The sequence below is a fragment of the Pseudomonas sp. p106 genome, assembly GCF_003936645.1.
GTDB classification, from domain to species: domain Bacteria; phylum Pseudomonadota; class Gammaproteobacteria; order Pseudomonadales; family Pseudomonadaceae; genus Aquipseudomonas; species Aquipseudomonas putida_E.
The window spans coordinates 158775-174845 of record NZ_RHQR01000004.1 but is presented as its reverse complement, the minus strand read 5'-3'; the positions used below and the strand labels follow the sequence as shown (position 1 = coordinate 174845).

General features: G+C 62.5%; 17 protein-coding genes. 4 read left to right on the top strand and 13 right to left on the bottom strand.

The window, feature by feature from the left end:
- The first annotated feature begins 4 nt into the window (after positions 1 to 4).
- From lptE to EGJ09_RS07075, 4 genes are all read left to right on the top strand, one after another.
- A complete protein-coding gene (gene lptE, locus EGJ09_RS07090) occupies positions 5 to 610 on the top strand; it encodes an LPS assembly lipoprotein LptE (RefSeq protein ID WP_012312563.1) in 606 nt (201 codons plus the stop codon).
- Positions 611 to 647: 37 nt separating this feature from the next.
- Complete coding sequence (gene holA, locus EGJ09_RS07085) at positions 648 to 1685, top strand: DNA polymerase III subunit delta (RefSeq protein WP_115275467.1); 1038 nt, start codon at positions 648 to 650, stop codon at positions 1683 to 1685.
- Between the two features lie 122 nt (positions 1686 to 1807).
- Complete coding sequence (gene arfA / locus EGJ09_RS07080; RefSeq protein ID WP_016489355.1) at positions 1808 to 1972, top strand: alternative ribosome rescue factor ArfA; 165 nt, start codon at positions 1808 to 1810, stop codon at positions 1970 to 1972.
- A 60-nt stretch (positions 1973 to 2032) separates the two neighbouring features.
- Positions 2033 to 3349 (top strand): lytic murein transglycosylase, encoded by a 1317-nt coding sequence (locus EGJ09_RS07075; protein WP_115273493.1) that lies wholly within the window; start codon positions 2033 to 2035, stop codon positions 3347 to 3349.
- A gap of 108 nt (positions 3350 to 3457) precedes the next feature.
- Here EGJ09_RS07075 and EGJ09_RS07070 read toward each other — a convergent pair whose 3' ends face one another.
- The 13 genes from EGJ09_RS07070 to EGJ09_RS07010 form a co-directional block, all read right to left on the bottom strand.
- On the bottom strand, positions 3458 to 4396 hold the full coding sequence (locus EGJ09_RS07070; RefSeq protein ID WP_125923512.1) for an LD-carboxypeptidase: 939 nt from the start codon (positions 4394 to 4396) through the stop codon (positions 3458 to 3460).
- A gap of 86 nt (positions 4397 to 4482) precedes the next feature.
- On the bottom strand, positions 4483 to 5499 hold the full coding sequence (gene lipA / locus EGJ09_RS07065) for a lipoyl synthase (RefSeq protein ID WP_012312558.1): 1017 nt from the start codon (positions 5497 to 5499) through the stop codon (positions 4483 to 4485).
- Positions 5500 to 5501: 2 nt separating this feature from the next.
- Positions 5502 to 6149: a lipoyl(octanoyl) transferase LipB gene (gene lipB, locus EGJ09_RS07060; RefSeq protein ID WP_012312557.1), complete on the bottom strand. Its 648-nt coding sequence runs from the start codon at positions 6147 to 6149 to the stop codon at positions 5502 to 5504.
- Positions 6149 to 6424, bottom strand: coding sequence for a DUF493 domain-containing protein (locus EGJ09_RS07055; RefSeq protein ID WP_012312556.1), 276 nt, complete (start codon positions 6422 to 6424; stop codon positions 6149 to 6151). The genes lipB and EGJ09_RS07055 overlap by 1 nt, the downstream gene beginning before the upstream one ends.
- A gap of 72 nt (positions 6425 to 6496) precedes the next feature.
- Positions 6497 to 7657, bottom strand: coding sequence for a D-alanyl-D-alanine carboxypeptidase family protein (locus tag EGJ09_RS07050; RefSeq protein ID WP_046785132.1), 1161 nt, complete (start codon positions 7655 to 7657; stop codon positions 6497 to 6499).
- Between the two features lie 303 nt (positions 7658 to 7960).
- Positions 7961 to 8959, bottom strand: coding sequence for a septal ring lytic transglycosylase RlpA family protein (locus tag EGJ09_RS07045; RefSeq protein ID WP_046785131.1), 999 nt, complete (start codon positions 8957 to 8959; stop codon positions 7961 to 7963).
- On the bottom strand, positions 8959 to 9969 hold the full coding sequence (mltB, locus tag EGJ09_RS07040; protein WP_046785178.1) for a lytic murein transglycosylase B: 1011 nt from the start codon (positions 9967 to 9969) through the stop codon (positions 8959 to 8961). Before mltB ends, EGJ09_RS07045 begins: the two co-directional genes overlap by 1 nt.
- Positions 9970 to 9986: 17 nt before the next feature.
- Positions 9987 to 11090 (bottom strand): rod shape-determining protein RodA, encoded by a 1104-nt coding sequence (gene rodA / locus EGJ09_RS07035; protein ID WP_042111868.1) that lies wholly within the window; start codon positions 11088 to 11090, stop codon positions 9987 to 9989.
- Positions 11091 to 11128: 38 nt separating this feature from the next.
- Entirely contained in the window at positions 11129 to 13018 is a 1890-nt protein-coding gene (gene mrdA, locus EGJ09_RS07030; RefSeq protein ID WP_125923511.1) for a penicillin-binding protein 2, read from the bottom strand.
- Between the two features lie 16 nt (positions 13019 to 13034).
- Positions 13035 to 13502 carry a 23S rRNA (pseudouridine(1915)-N(3))-methyltransferase RlmH gene (rlmH, locus tag EGJ09_RS07025; protein WP_008090421.1) on the bottom strand — a complete coding sequence of 156 codons (468 nt, stop codon included), beginning with the start codon at positions 13500 to 13502 and terminating at the stop codon, positions 13035 to 13037.
- Positions 13503 to 13511: 9 nt separating this feature from the next.
- Entirely contained in the window at positions 13512 to 13934 is a 423-nt protein-coding gene (rsfS, locus tag EGJ09_RS07020; RefSeq protein ID WP_012312550.1) for a ribosome silencing factor, read from the bottom strand.
- A gap of 45 nt (positions 13935 to 13979) precedes the next feature.
- Entirely contained in the window at positions 13980 to 14672 is a 693-nt protein-coding gene (gene nadD, locus EGJ09_RS07015; protein ID WP_046785129.1) for a nicotinate-nucleotide adenylyltransferase, read from the bottom strand.
- Positions 14641 to 15912 carry a glutamate-5-semialdehyde dehydrogenase gene (locus EGJ09_RS07010; protein ID WP_046785128.1) on the bottom strand — a complete coding sequence of 424 codons (1272 nt, stop codon included), beginning with the start codon at positions 15910 to 15912 and terminating at the stop codon, positions 14641 to 14643. Before EGJ09_RS07010 ends, nadD begins: the two co-directional genes overlap by 32 nt.
- Between the last annotated feature and the right edge of the window lie 159 nt (positions 15913 to 16071).

The following is a 16071-nucleotide window of genomic DNA, read 5'->3' as shown; positions in this document are numbered from 1 at the left end:
CAACATGATCAAACGCAATCTGCTGGTATTGGGCCTGGCCATCATGCTCAGCGCCTGCGGTTTCCAGCTGCGCGGCACCGGCACCTCCGAGCTCAGCGTCAAGGAAATGGACGTCAGTGCACGTGATGCCTACGGCCCGACCGTGACTCAACTGCGCGAAGTACTGGAGCGCAGCGGCGTCAATGTGCACACCGGCGCCCCGTATCGCCTGGTACTGACCAACGAACAGCAAACCCAGCGCGCAGCGTCCTACGCCAGCAGCAACCAATCTGCCGAGTACGAACTGACCACAGTGCTCAGCTACAGCATCCTTGGCCTGAACAACCTGGAGCTGATGAGCGACAAGCTGGAAGTGCGCAAAATCTATGTACGCGACGGCGGCAACATCACCGGTTCCGACCAGGAAGCCACTGTTGCCCGCGAAGAAATGCGCCGCGACCTGGTCAACGCCATGGTCGTGCGCCTGCAGATGCTGACGCCGCCTCAGCTGGACCAGTTGCAGCGCGAAGCTGACGAACGCGCCAAGGCCGAAGCCGCCGCACTGGAGGCCGCGCGCAGCCAGCAGGCGGAAACGCCGCAGCAATCGCCGCTGGAAATTCCGGGCAATTAAGCCCGTGCGGGGCACTCCGGTGCCCCGCCTGTTTCCGATGAAGCTCGCCCCCGCCCAACTCAACAAGCACCTGCAAGGCGCTCTGGCCCCGGTCTATGTGGTCAGTGGCGACGATCCGCTGCTGTGCCAGGAAGCCGCCGACGCCATACGCAATGCTGCGCGTCAGCAGGGCTTTGACGAGCGCCAGGTGTTCAGCGCCGACGCCAGTTTCGACTGGGGCACCCTGCTGCAGGCGGGCGCCAGCCTGTCCCTGTTCGCCCAACGCCGGCTGCTGGAACTGCGCCTGCCCTCGGGCAAGCCTGGTGACAAAGGCGCAGCGGCGCTGATGGAATACTGCGCCAACCCTGCCGAGGACACCCTGCTGCTGGTCAGCCTGCCCAAACTCGATGGCAGTGCGCAGAAGACCAAATGGGGCAAGGCCCTGATCGAGGGCAGCCATTGCCAGTTCATCCAGATCTGGCCGGTGGATGCCCAGCAGTTGCCGCAGTGGATCAACCAGCGTTTGGCACAGGCCGGCCTTTCGGCCCAGCGTGATGCGGTCGACCTCATTGCCGCACGTGTCGAAGGCAACCTGCTGGCTGCTGCCCAGGAAATCGAAAAGCTCAAACTGCTCGCCGACGGCAGCCAGATCACCGTAGACACTGTGCAGGCGGCCGTTGCCGACAGCGCGCGCTTCGATGTCTTCGGCCTGGTCGATGCCATTCTCAATGGCGAAGCTGCGCATGCCCTGCGCATGCTCGAAGGCCTGCGCGGTGAAGGCGTGGAGCCACCTGTGATTCTCTGGGCCCTGGCGCGCGAACTGCGTCTGCTCGCGGGGCTTTCGCAGCAGTTCAGCCAGGGTGTGCCCTTGGACAAGGCCTTCAGCCAGGCCCGCCCACCGGTATGGGACAAGCGCCGGCCGCTGGTCAGCAAAGCCCTGCAGCGCCTGTCGGCGCAGCGCTGGGCGCAGCTGCTGCAGGATGCCCAGCGCATCGATGCACAGATCAAGGGGCAAGCCGTGGGGTCACCATGGACCGGGCTGTCACGCTTGTCATTGCTCATGGCCGGGCAGCGGTTGGCTCTACCGCCTGAGTGACTCAAATACTGGGAGCTTGTTTGCAGCCCCGGTATTTCAAACCATTGACACAATCAATTGGCCCCGGCCTCTCTACAGGCCTAGAGTCCGCCCCGAAACCCACCCGCCCCGGGAATTCCGCCATGAGCAAAAAGCCGAAGAAGCACGGCCCCAACAAGGCCAAATCCATCGTCGCCCAACCCTTGTTCCGCTGCCGCCAGGAGCGACCGGACAAGGGCAAAGGCAGCTACCGCCGCGAAGCCTTCCAATCGAGAGATTGGGAGGCTTCTTACTTTTTGGCCGCATGAAAGCATCGAAAGCGCAGGCATGATATGGTCGGCACCTGACCTGAAATTCTGGATCTGTGCATGCCCTTCAGTCTTACCCCTCGCTGGAAATCCCGCCAGCTGCTCGCGGCCTCCAGCTTAATCCTGCTCGTCGCCTGCGCGGAAAAGCCCACCGCCGCCGACGCCCTGCCGCTGGCCCCCGCCCAGCCCGCGCCGGTAGTGACTCTGCCCAGCGCCACGCCCGACGTCAGCACTGAAATTCAGCCGCTGCAAACATTTGCCCAATGGCAGGCCGGCTTCCGCCAGCAAGCGCTGCAGGCTGGTATCTCGGCAAGCACTTTCGACCGCGCGTTCATTGGCGTGACGCCGGACATGGATGTGATCAAGGCAGACCGCAGCCAGCCCGAATTCACCCGCCCGGTGTGGGAATACCTGGAAGGAGCGCTGTCGCCACTGCGAGTGCGAAACGGCAAGAAACTGCTTGAGCAGAATGCCGAGCTGCTGGCCCGCCTCGAACAGCGCTATGGTGTAGACCGTCAGGTCCTGGTCTCGGTCTGGGGCATGGAGAGCAACTTTGGCCAGTTCCAAGGCAGCAAGTCGGTAATTCGCTCACTCGCGACCCTGGCGTATGAAGGCCGCCGCCCGCAGTTTGCCCAGGATCAGCTGATTGCCGCGCTGCAGATCATCCAGCATGGTGACATTCAGCCAGAGGCCATGCGTGGCTCCTGGGCCGGCGCCATGGGCCAGACCCAGTTCATCCCCACCACCTACAACACCCATGCAGTGGACTTCGACGGTGACGGCCGCCGCGATATCTGGAACAGCACTCCGGATGCCTTGGCATCGACTGCGCATTACCTGCAAAGCTCCGGCTGGAAGCGCGGGCAACCATGGGGCTTCGAGGTTCAGGTACCTGCAGGCTTCGACTTCTGGCTGGCCGATGGCGCGCTGCGCAAGCCCGTCAGTGAGTGGTTGCAATTGGGTGTGAAACTGCCGGCGGGCACCAAACTGCCGATGGGCAGCAACGAACTTTCCGCAGCCCTGCTGCTGCCGGCCGGCGCCCGTGGCCCAGCATTCCTGGTGCTGGACAACTTCCGCGCCATTCTCAAGTACAACAACTCATCGTCCTATGCACTGGCCGTGAGCTTGCTGGGCGATCGTTTCTCGGGCTGGGGCTTCATCGCAGGCAGCTGGCCGAAGGAAGACCTGCCGCTGAGCCGCAGCGAGCGCATGGAGCTGCAGAACCTGCTCAACGCCAATGGGCATGATGCGGGCAACCCCGATGGCATCATCGGTGCCAATACGCGCAAGGCCATTCGCAATGCGCAGCAGGGTTTTGGGTGGCCAGCAGATGGGTACCCGACGCACAAGTTGCTCGATAGCCTGCGTCAACGGTGATAATGCCGGGGGCGCCTTGCGCCCCATCGCGACACAAGGCCGCTCCTGCTCATCCCCCTGTAGGAGCGGCCTCGTATCGCGATGGGCCGCAAAGCGGCCCCGACAATCTCACCCCTTGAACAAATCCTGCGCCAACACCAGGCTCCGCGCCTCGCTGTCCAGCACCACCTCTGCCCCCAGCGGCAAACACACGTTCGGGTCACAATGCCCGCTGCGCCACCCGGCCAGCACTGGCACACCCAACGGCGCGAAGATGTCCAGCAACAGGGGCGTCAACGCCGCCACGGTGATACCGGCAAAATCCCCCACCAGCACCCCCTTCACGCCCGCCAGCTTGCCTGCCAGACGCAACTGGGTCAGCAGCCGGTCCACCCGGTAAAGCGGCTCATTGACGTCCTCGATGAACAGGATGCAGCCCTTCGTATCGATCTGCGCCAGTGTTCCCAGGGTCGCCCCCAGAATCGACAGGTTGCCGCCCAGCAAACGCCCCCTGGCAACACCAGGCACCACGCAATTCAAGACGAATTCAGCCGGGTGCACGATGGCATCACCCTCCCCTAGCGCCCCACTCAACTGCGCCATCAGCGACGACTCGGTCGGTGCGAGCTTGGCACCCAGCAGGTCAGCGTTGAGCATCGCTCCATGAAAGCTGATCAAGCCGCTATGACGATAGATAGCCGTGTGCAGCGCAGTGATGTCGCTATAGCCGATCAGCGGCTTGGGGTTGCGCCGGATCAGGTCGAAGTCGAGCTGATCGAGCAGGCGCATGCTGCCATAGCCACCGCGCATGCACAGGACTGCGTCGATGGTCGGGTCAGCGAAGGCATCGTGCAGATCCTGTAACCGTTGCTGATCGGAGCCCGCCAGATAGCCTTCGGCCTGCCCCACTCCAGGGTAGATACGGCAGCGATAACCGCGCTCGGCAAACCACTGGCCAGCCTTTTGCGCATCCAGCCTTGCCGGCCCGGCCGGAGCGACAATGGCAAAGCAGGCATTGTCCGGCAGCGCGGCGGGCAGGCGGTGTTCAAACGTTTCGGCGCAATTCATCGCAACTCCTTGCAGCGCTGGGCACAAAAACAAAAATGCCGATGCCGCCTTTCGGCGTGCATCGGCATGTACGGCTCAAACCAGGATCAGAGCTTGATCTTGGCTTCGTGAGCCTGCTGGTCGGCATGGTAGGACGAACGCACCAACGGGCCCGATGCGACGTTCTTGAAGCCCATCTTGTAGCCTTCCTCGGCAAACCAGGCGAAGGTGTCGGGGTGCACGAAACGCTGCACTGGCAGGTGGCTGCGCGAAGGCTGCAGGTACTGCCCGAGGGTGAGCATGTCGATGTCATGCTCACGCATGCGGTGCATCACTTCGATCACTTCTTCGTCCGTCTCGCCCAGGCCGAGCATCAGGCCAGACTTGGTCGGTACGTGCGGCACCATCTGCTTGAACTTCTGCAGCAGGTCCAGCGACCAGTCGTAGTCCGAACCGGGACGTGCGGCCTTGTACAGGCGCGGTACGGTTTCAAGATTGTGGTTGAAAACATCCGGCGGCTCTTGCGCGGTAATCTCCAGGGCCACATCCATCCGGCCACGGTAATCCGGCACCAGGGTTTCCAGCTGTACGCCCGGCGACAGCGCGCGGATCTCGCGGATGCAGTCGGCGAAGTGCTGGGCACCACCGTCGCGCAGGTCGTCGCGGTCCACCGAGGTGATCACTACGTACTTCAGGCGCAGGTCGGCGATGGCAACAGCCAGGTTTTTCGGCTCGTCCACATCCAGCGGTTTCGGCCGGCCGTGGCCGACATCGCAGAACGGGCAGCGACGGGTGCAGATGTCGCCCATGATCATGAAGGTGGCGGTACCACCGGAGAAGCACTCACCCAGGTTCGGGCAGGAAGCTTCTTCGCACACGCTGTGCAGCTTGTGCTTGCGCAGCAGTTGCTTGATGCGGTCTACCTCAGGGGAAACCGGGATGCGCACGCGGATCCAGTCGGGTTTCTTGGGCAGCTCATCGGTAGGGATGATCTTCACCGGAATGCGCGCCACCTTGTCGGCACCACGCAGCTTGACCCCAGCTTCCACCTTCTTCGGCGCTGGGCGCGGGGTGGCATCCTGGGTAGGTATCAGGTTCGGCACGGCTTCTTGCACAGTTGTCATATTCAGTCGATTCCGCCCGTCAGGGTCGTCTGCTCAGCATAGTCGAGGTGCTTGACCAGCTGTCCGCGCAGCCTTGTCCTGACCTCGTCGAGTTCGATCGGGCCTGCCAGGTCACGCAGCTGGGTCATGGCCAGCCCCGCATACCCGCAGGGGTTGATTCGGCGGAATGGCGCAAGGTCCATGTCCACGTTCAGAGCAAGGCCGTGAAAAGAACGGCCATTGCGGATTCGCAGGCCGAGGGAGGCGATTTTCGCTCCGTCGACATAGACACCCGGCGCATCGGGCTTGGCCGCAGCGCTGACACCGTAACTGGCAAGCAGCTCGATCAGCGTCTGTTCGATGCGGCTGACCAGTTCGCGCACACCAAAGCCAAGGCGGCGCACGTCCAGCAGCAGGTAGGCAACCAGTTGCCCGGGGCCGTGGTAGGTCACCTGGCCACCCCGATCGGTCTGCACCACCGGAATATCGCCCGGTACCAGCAGGTGCTCGGCCTTGCCGGCCTGGCCCTGGGTGAAAACCGCGGGGTGCTCTACCAGCCAGATTTCATCCTGGCTGTCCGGGCTACGCTGCTCGGTGAAGCGACGCATGGCTTCCAGCACCGGTTCATAGGGCTGCAGGCCAAGCTCGCGAAAACCGAGACAAAGGGACATCAGAGCACCATTTTCACGATGCCGGTGGCACGCAGGGCGCTGTTTATATCGTGCAGCTGATTTTCGCTCTCGGCAACGATGTGCAACTGCACCGTGGTGTACTTGCCTTCCTTGCTCTGGCGTTCGGCCAAAGTGGCGAGGTCGACCTTGGCATGCTTGCTCAGGACCTCGATCACCATGTCCTTGAAGCCGACAACGGTATCGCCGATGACCTTGATCGGGTAATCGGCGCAGGGGAATTCGATCTTGTGCGACTTGACGTCAGGTTCGCTCATGGCGGAAACGGCCTCGTAAGCCGTGGCAACAACAACGCCCCCGCAGGATTACGGGGGCGTGCAGGTCACGTATCAGTTGAACAACCCGTAGAAGAATAGACGGATGCTATCCCACATACGACGGATGAAACCACCTTCCTCTACGCCATCGAGGGCGATCAGGTCGGCGCTGTGAACCACGTTCTCGTCCAGTTTGACTTCCACTTTACCGATCACGTCACCTTTGGCGATCGGTGCGGTGAGCTGCGGGTTCATGGTCATCGACGCCTGGAGGCGCTTCATCTGGCCTTTGGGCATGGTCAGGGTCAGGTCGTCGGCCAGGCCGGCTTTGACAATGCTGGTGGCGCCTTTCCAGACCGGGGCCTGGGTCAGTTCGGTGCCCTTTTGATAGAAGGTCTGGGTTTCGAAGAAGCGGAAGCCATAGGTCAGCAGCTTCTGGGTTTCGGCAGCACGGGACTGCTCGCTGTTGGTGCCGAACACCACCGCGATCAAGCGCTGGCCGTCGCGTACAGCCGAGGCCACCATGCAGTAGCCGGCTTCTTCGGTGTGGCCGGTCTTCAGGCCATCGACCGTCTTGTCACGCCACAGCAGCAGGTTGCGGTTTGGCTGCTTGATGTTGTTCCAGAAGAACTCTTTCTGCGAGTAGATGGCGTAGTGGGCCGGGTCGACGTTGATGATCGCGCGCGCCAGGGTAGCCATGTCATGGGCCGAGGAGTAGTGGTCCGGGTGCGGCAGACCGGTCGGGTTCATGAAGTGGCTGTTGGACAGACCCAGGTCGGCGGCAGTCTTGTTCATCATGTCGGCAAAAGCATCTTCGCTGCCAGCGATGTGCTCGGCCAAGGCGACCGATGCGTCGTTGCCCGACTGGATGATGATGCCATGCAGCAGGTCACTGACGGTGACCTGGCTACCGACCTTGATGAACATGCGCGAACCACCGGTGCGCCAGGCATTCTCGCTGACGGTGACCGGATCGTTCTCGCCGATCTGGCCACGGCGGATGTCCAGGGTGGCGATGTAGGCGGTCATCAGCTTGGTCAGGCTGGCTGGCGGCAGGCGCTCGTCACCGTTGTTCTCGACCAGCACATTGCCGCTGGACGCGTCCATGAGTACGTAGGACTTGGCTGCCAGTTGCGGTGGTGCCGGCATCATCTGCTCTGCCGCAAAGGCAGCAGGCGTGATCATCAGCAGTACGGGCAGGCAAAGTCGTTTGGCAAGGTTGGTGATGTTCATCCGTCTCTCGAAAATCGCTAATGGTCTGAGATGTTCCCTGGGCCACATCGTGTGCCCAGCGCCAGTCAGTCTAGTTTTTGCGGCTCAGGGCCGAGCCCAGGAAGTGCGGCTTTATGTCGCTGCGGGCAAAAGCGGACATTGTACATGGCCGCGCCCGTCAATTCATGACAAAACAGACAGCTTGAGGCTCAAGCTGCAAGCTGCAAGCTGCAAGCTGCAAGACAAGGCGACGCGCACCTTGGCTTCTTCTTGAAGCTTGCCGCTTGCCGCTTGCCGCTTGCCGCTTGCCGCTTGCCGCTGCCGTCAGTCTGTGACCAGCTTGGCCTGGCCAAGGTTCGCCAGGCGAATGCTGTCCTGCGCCTGCTGGATTTCGCCCTGGCTGCTGATCGGCCCCAGGCGCACGCGGTGCAGGGTCTGCTGGTTGCGCACGATGGAGCTGATGAACACCGGTGCGCTGACCATGGTGCTCAGCTTCGAACGCAACAGCTCGGCGGCGTCGGGGTTGGCAAATGCGCCCACCTGCAGGAAGCTGCCACCGTTGCCTGCCGGCACATTGTTGCCACCCACTTGCACTGGCACTACGGGCGCTGCGTGTTGCTGCGCCGGCGGCGACCATTGCTCGACACGCCCGGTGCTGGCCGCAATCGCCTGAGGCTGGGTGGCCTTAGGCTCCTTGAGCATCAACGGCGGCTGCTGGCCACGCTGAGCCCACCATTGCTGGGGATCGATACCTTCGACCCGCACATGCGCGGTGCCGCTCTCGGCATAGCCGAGCTTCTTGGCTGCGGCATAGGACAGGTCGATGATGCGGTCGGAGTAGAACGGGCCACGGTCATTGACCCGCAGGATCACACTGCGCCCGTTGGCGAGGTTGGTCACCCGCACGTAGGCCGGCAGCGGCAGGGTCTTGTGCGCTGCGCTCATGCCATACAGGTCGTACAGCTCACCGTTGGCGGTGTTCTGCCCGTGGAACTTGGTGCCGTACCAGGAGGCGGTGCCTTCGGCACGGTAGTTGCGCGAGTCCTGCATGGGGTAGTAGGTCTTACCCAGCACCGTGTAAGGGTTGGCCTTGTAGTTGCCCGTGTGCACGGTCGGCGTCGCGTCCGGGATCTTGTTCACATCCACGTCCCACCACGGCGCACCGTCCTTGTGGGCACGGTTGATATCCAGGCCAGGCTGCGCACGAACGGTATTGCCGCTTTTCTGGGGGGCCGGCCGGCTGGAGGAGCAACTGACCAGCAGCATGCCGACGGCCATGCAGGCCAGCAACTTGAAGGTATTGGCAGAAATCATTGCGCGCATTACTTGACGCCCCGTGCTTGGACCAGCTGTTCCGAAAGCTGATGCACCGCCATGGCATACATCACGCTGCGGTTGTAGCGAGTGATCGCGTAGAAATTCTTCAGGCCCAACCAGTATTCAGGCCCGTTTGCGCCTTCCAGACGGAAGGCGGTGACTGGCAGATCACCGCGCAACGCATCATGACTCGACCAGCCAAGCGCCTGCAACTCTGCGACCGTTTTCACCGGCTCGATACCCGTGGTCAGGCCTTCGTCTGCCCGCGCACCACTGACCTGGGCGCGACTGACCACGCCCTGCCCAGCCACCCAGCCGTGCTCTTTGAAGTAGCTGGCGACACTGCCGATGGCATCGTCAGGGTTGTTCCAGATATTGATGTGGCCATCGCCATCGAAGTCCACCGCGTAGTTGCGAAAGCTGCTCGGCATGAACTGCGGCAGGCCCATGGCACCGGCGTATGAACCTTTGAGGGTCAGCGGGTCGAGCTGCTCTTCGCGCGACAGCAGCAGGTATTCACGCAGCTCCTTGCGGAAGAACTCGGCGCGCGGCGGGTAATCGAAGCCCAGGGTCGACAAGGCATCGATCACACGGTAGTTGCCAGTGTTGCGGCCAAAAAAGGTTTCCACACCGATGATCGCGACGATGTACTGCGCCGGTACGCCGTACTCCTGCTCCGCCCGGGCCAGCACCGCTTCATGCTGGCGCCAGAAGTCCACACCGCGGGCGATGCGCGCGTCGGTAATGAACATCGGTCGGTAATCCTTCCACGGTTTTACCCGCTCGGCCGGCCGCGATATGGCGTCCAGGATCGATTGCTTGCGCTGAACCTCGCGGAACACGCCCATCAACTGCTCGCTGGCAAAGCCATAGTCGCGGCTCATCTCACCGACGAATTCGGCCACCTGAGGCGAGCCGTCATAATCGCCGGCATGCGCCTGCTGGACAGCGGCGAACAGGCCCACCGCGCCGAACCACGGCGCAAAACGGGCAGCCCAGTTACGCACTGCTTGCATGAAATTCTTCACCTTTTTCAAACCTGTGCGATCCATTTACGGTGCGTATGGATCGACATGAGAACGCCAAACGCTGACAGCAGCGTCACCAACGAAGTTCCGCCATAACTAATGAAGGGCAGCGGCACGCCCACCACGGGCAATAGGCCGCTGACCATACCGATATTGACGAATACATATACAAAGAAGGTCATGGTCAGGCTGCCTGCAAGCAGCTTGCCGAACAAGGTCTGCGCCTGAGCCGTGATCATCAGCCCACGACCGATCAGCAAGAGGTAAACGATCAGCAGCAGGCAGATGCCGACCAGGCCGAATTCCTCGCCGAGCACTGCGATGATGAAGTCGGTGTGGCTCTCGGGAAGGAAGTCCAGGTGCGACTGGGTGCCCAGCAGCCAGCCCTTGCCGAACACGCCACCCGAGCCAATGGCCGCTTTGGACTGGATGATGTTCCAGCCGGTGCCCAGCGGGTCGCTTTCAGGGTCGAGGAACGTCAGCACACGCTGTTTCTGGTAGTCGTGCATGACGAAGAACCACATGGCCACCGCCACAGGCACGGCCGCCGTCAGCACGCTGAGGATCCAGCGCCAGCGCAGGCCGCCCATGAACAGCACGAAGGCGCCGGAGGCAAGGATCAGCAACGCCGTACCCAGGTCCGGCTGGCGGACGATGAGGATGAACGGCACGCCAATCAGCACCAGGCTGATGGCCACGTGTTTCAAATGAGGCGGCAAGGTGCGTTTGGACAGGTACCAGGCGATGGTCGCCGGCATGATGATCTTCATGAACTCCGAGGGCTGGAAGCGTATTACCCCGGGTATGTTGATCCAGCGCGTGGCACCCATGGCGTTATGGCCCATGACGTCCACCACGACCAGCAGCAGCACCCCAGTGAGATAGGCAAGAGGCACCCAGCGCGCCATGAAGCGGGGTTCAAGCTGAGCGATGACGAACATCGACACCAGCCCGATACCGAATGAAGTGGCCTGCTTAAGTAGCAAATCCCAGTTCTTGCCGCTGGCAGAATAGAGCACGAACAGACTGCCGGCGGCGAGGGTCAGCAGGATGACCAGCAAGGGGCCGTCGATGTGGATGCGCTGCAGGAAGCTGGCGCGTCGACGCATCACGTCCTCGCTGGAGAGCATGCGATCGAAATTGTTCTTCACGGGGCCGTTTCCTGGGCGACAGTGGCAGGAGCGAACTCGGGCTTGAGCCGACCGTTCTCGTCGAGCAGCCAGGCGTCCATGATCTGCCGCACCACGGGTGCGGCTACACCGGAGCCGGACTCGCCGTTCTCGACCATCACCGAAACCACGATCTTCGGATCGTCGGCCGGGGCGAAGGCGACGAACAACGCATGGTCGCGGTGGCGCTCCTGAATTTTGTTGCGGTCGTATTTCTCGCCCTGCTTGATCGCTACCACCTGCGCGGTACCGCTCTTGCCGGCAATGCGGTACTGGGCACCGGCCGCAGCCTTGCGTGCAGTACCACGGGCGTTGTGCATCACCTGCTCCATGCCGTGGGTGACCTTGGCCCAGTCGGACTTGTCACGCAGGATGATGTTTTCCATCGGGTTCGGGTCCACGGGCGGCTGGCCTTCGATGGTCTTGGCCAGGTGCGGACGGTTCCAAACGCCTTTGTTGGCGATCAGCGCTGTGGCCTGGGCCAGTTGCAGCGGTGTTGCCTGCATGTAGCCCTGACCGATGCCCAGAATCAGGGTTTCACCGGGGAACCAGGCTTGACGGCGGGTGGCGCGCTTCCATTCACGCGACGGCATCAGCCCGGCCGACTCCTCGAACATGTCCAGGGCAACTTTCTGGCCGATGCCGAACTTGTTCATGTAGGTGGACAGCCGATCGATACCCATCTTGTGGGCAAGATCGTAGAAATAGGTGTCATTGGAACGCATGATTGCGGTATCCAGGTCGACCCAGCCATCACCACTGCGGTTCCAGTTACGGTATTTGTGATCGTAGTTGGGCAGTTGGTAATACCCCGGGTCGAACACACGACTGCCGGCGTTGACCACACCACTGTCGAGGCCGGCGATGGCAACCGCCGGCTTGATGGTCGAACCCGGCGGGTACAAGCCGCGCAGCACGCGGTTGAACAGCGGCCGGTCGATCGAGTCGCGCAACTCGGCGTAGGCCTTGAAACTGATGCCGGTGACGAACAGGTTGGGGTCGAAACTCGGCTGGCTGACCATCGCCAGCACTTCGCCGTTGCGCGGGTCGAGCGCTACCACCGCACCGCGGCGCCCACCCAGGGCCGCTTCGGCAGCTTCCTGCAACTTGATGTCCAGGCTCAGCACGATGTCCTTGCCAGGTTTCGGGTCGGTACGCTTGAGGACCCGCAGCACGCGCCCGCGAGCGTTGGTCTCGACTTCCTCGTAACCGACCTGGCCGTGCAGGTCGGCTTCGTAGAAGCGCTCGATACCGGTCTTGCCGATATGGTGGGTGCCGCTGTAGTTCACAGGATCTAGGCTTTTGAGCTCTTTCTCGTTGATCCGCCCGACATACCCTACCGAATGGGCGAAATGCGCCCCTTGCGGGTAATGCCGCACCAACTGGGCGACCACTTCGACGCCAGGCAAACGGAACTGGTTGACCGCCACGCGGGCGATCTGCTCTTCGTTCAGCTCGAACAGGATCGGCACTGGCTCGAACGGCCTACGCCCCTGCCTCATGCGTTTTTCGAAAAGTGCACGATCGTCCGGCGTCAGCTCCAGCACTTCCACGATATTGTCCAGCACTTCCTGCCAGTTACCCGCACGTTCACGGGTCATGGACAGGCTGAAGCTCGGCCGGTTATCGGCGATGATCACCCCATTGCGGTCGAAGATCAGCCCGCGCGTCGGCGGGATCGGCTGCACGTGCACCCGATTGTTCTCTGACAACGTGGAGTGGTAGTCGTACTGGATGATCTGCAGGTAGTACAGGCGTGCGATCAACACGCAGACAAGCAGCATGATCGCGACGGCGCCGACCACGACGCGGTTACGCACCAGGCGGGCGTCTTTCTCGTGGTCCTTGAGGCGGATCGGCTGCGACATCGGACTGCTTACAGGCTCATTTGTGGTAAGGGTGCCCGGACAACACGGTCCAGGCGCGGTAGATCTGCTCGCCGATGAGTATCCTTACCAACGGGTGCGGCAGGGTCAGCGGCGACAGCGACCAGCGTTGCTCGGCGCGCGCACAAACCTCAGGCGCCAGCCCTTCCGGGCCGCCCACCATCAAATTCACCGTGCGCGAATCCAGCCGCCAGCGGTCCAGCTCGGTCGCCAATTGCTCGGTACTCCAGGGCTTGCCATGGACCTCGAGGGTGACGATGCGTTCCCCGGGCTGAACCTTGCTCAGCATGGCCTCACCCTCCTGACGAATCAGGCGGGCGACGTCGGCATTCTTGCCACGGGTGTTCAGCGGAATTTCCACCAGCTCCAGCGACAGCTCCTGGGGCAGGCGCTTGGCATATTCATGCCAGCCTTCCTCGACCCACTTGGGCATGCGCGAGCCGACCGCGATCAGGCGCAGACGCACGACGCTTCCTTATTCCCGGTCTTTGAGCTTGTCGGTGAAGTAGTCGCTGGCGTTTTCCGGGCTGTGGTGCTTGGCATCGGCGGCGCGGCTCTGCTCGGCACCCAGCCACAGGCGTTCCAGGTCGTAGAACTGGCGGGCAGCGGCGGTCATCATGTGCACGATGACGTCGTTCAGGTCCAGCAGTACCCAGTCGCTGTCGCCCTTGCCTTCTTCGCCCAGCGGCTGCGCACCTTCTTTCTTGACCGCTTCACGGACCTTTTCCAGCATCGCGTTGATCTGGCGATTGGAGGTACCGGTGGCAATGATCATGTAGTCGGTCAGGCTGTGCTTCTCGCGAACGTCGATGACCTGGATATCCTGGGCCTTGACGTCTTCCAGCGCGCTGATGGTCAGCTTGACCAGTTCTTCGCCATTGATTTTCTGCTTGCTCATATAAAACTCGTTCAACTCGTTGGATGAGGCGCCCACAGGGCACCGTCAGTTAGGCGCACGATACAGTTCATGCGCCTCGATGTAGGCCAGTACGGCGTCCGGCACCAGGAACCTCACCGACCTGCCGCTGGCCAGCAGCTGTCGGATCTGTGTAGCCGACACCGCAAGCGGTGTCTGCCAGACGAACGAAATACTACCCGCCGGGCCGGACATGGCGGTGGGATCGCTCTCGGAGCGCGCGGCCAACAGGTTACGCAGCTCGTCAGGGGGTTCAACGTCGGCATCCGGGCGTTGCAGCACCAGGATGTGACAGTGTTGCAGCAGTTCTTCCCAGCGGTGCCAGCCAGGCAAACCGCAGAAGGCATCCCAGCCCAACACCAGAAACAGCTGGTCAGCAGCGCCCAGTTCGGCGCGGACCGACTCCAGCGTATCGATGGTGTAGGACGGCTTGTCGCGCTCAAGCTCGCGGGCATCCACGCTCAGGCGTTCGACGCCTTGCACGGCCCCACGCACCATCGCCAGGCGATCTTCGGCCGCCACCTGCGGGGTGTCGCGGTGTGGCGGCCGGGCATTGGGCAACAGGCGCATCTCTTCCAGCCCCATGAACTCGGCGACCTCAAGCGCGCTGCGCAGGTGGCCGATGTGCACGGGGTCGAAAGTACCGCCAAGAATGCCGATGCGCCGGACTGCCTGGGCCTTGCTCAACTCAGCAGGACTCCTGGCCGCGCAGTTGGCCATCGCCGATCACTACGTACTTCTCGCAGGTCAGGCCTTCCAGGCCGACCGGGCCGCGGGCGTGCAGCTTGTCGGTGGAAATACCGATCTCCGCGCCCAGGCCATACTCGAAGCCGTCGGCGAAGCAGGTCGGGGTGTTGAGCATCACCGATGCCGAGTCCACCTCGGCCATGAACTGACGGGCCTGGCCCTGGTGTTCGGTAATGATCGAATCGGTGTGATGCGAGCCATAGTGGTTGATGTGCTCGATGGCCTGGTCCAGGCCATCGACCACACGAATCGACAGGATGGCGTCGAGGTACTCGGTGTGCCAATCGTCTTCGCTGGCCGGCTTGGCCTCGATCAGCGCACGGGTACGCTCGCACCCGCGCAGTTCGACGCCCTTTTCCTGGAAACGGCGGGCCATTTCCGGCAGGAAACCTTCAGCCACACGTTGGTCGACCAGCAGGGTTTCCATCGCACCGCAAATACCGTAACGGTAAGTCTTGGCGTTGAAAGCAACGCGCCAGGCCTTGTCCAGGTCCGCGTGCTCGGCAACATAGACGTGACAGATGCCGTCCAGGTGCTTGATGACGGGCACACGGGCATCGCGGCTGATGCGTTCGATCAGGCCACGGCCGCCCCGCGGGACGATGACATCGACAAACTCAGGCATGCTGATCAGCGCGCCAACCGCCTCACGGTCGGTGGTCTCGACCACCTGAACCACGGCGGCCGGCAGGCCGGCCTCGGCAAGGCCACGCTGAATGCAGGTGGCGATGGCGCGGTTGGAGTGAATGGCCTCGGAGCCGCCGCGCAGGATGGTGGCGTTGCCTGACTTCAGGCACAGGCTGGCGGCATCGATGGTCACGTTCGGGCGCGATTCGTAGATGATCCCGATCACCCCCAGCGGCACGCGCATCTTGCCGACCTGAATACCCGACGGGCGATAGCTCATGTCGCGGATGGCGCCGACCGGGTCTGCCAGGCTGGCCACCTGGCGCAGGCCGGTGATCATGCCGTCGATACGCGCTGGGGTCAGGGCCAGGCGGTCGAGCAGGGCAGGCTCCAGACCGTTGGCACGGCCGGCGGCCAGGTCCTGTTCGTTGGCTGCGGTAAGCTCGGCACGCGCGGCGTCCAGTGCATCGGCAGCAGCCTGCAGGGCGCGGTTCTTCTGCGCAGTGCTGGCGCGGGCGATCACCCGGGAGGCCTGGCGAGCGGCGCGACCCAAACGGGTCATGTAGTCAAGAACGGACTCAGTCATGGGTTCGGTGTCTTGGCGAAGGGGAAATCGGCTGATTATAACTGCCGCGCAGGTATACGCCCAGCGGCGGGTGGCGGATGGTAGAAAATGGCAGACAAGAATCTGTAGGAAAGATGTAACCGGCCTTATCGAACTGTCTTGGTTCAGCCTCGATTAAGC